General features: G+C 65.6%; 1 protein-coding gene. It reads left to right on the top strand.

The window, feature by feature from the left end; genetic code table 11:
- A partial coding sequence (gene cynS, locus AC1RPQ_RS08510) for a cyanase (protein WP_481762348.1) occupies positions 1-222 on the top strand: 222 nt, incomplete at its 5' end.
- Between the last annotated feature and the right edge of the window lie 48 nt (positions 223-270).

The raw sequence follows: 270 nt of genomic DNA, 5'->3' as shown, positions 1-270 counted from the left end.
ATCGACGATCGCGTGCCGACCGACCCGACCATCTACCGTTTCTACGAAATGTTGCAGGTGTACGGCACGACGCTGAAGGCGCTCGTTCACGAGAAGTTCGGCGACGGCATCATCAGCGCGATCAATTTCCGGCTCGACGTGAAGAAGGTCGACGATCCCGAAGGCGGCTCGCGTGCGGTGATCACGCTCGACGGCAAGTACCTGCCGACCAAGCCGTTCTGACGCCGGTGCGGCGCCGCCACGCGGTGCCGCCCGACGTGCGCCGGCCGG

This window comes from Dellaglioa sp. CoH-57-MRSF-21 (assembly GCF_056781915.1).
Note: the sequence above shows the minus strand (reverse complement) of the source record. Positions and strands in the feature narration are given on the sequence as shown.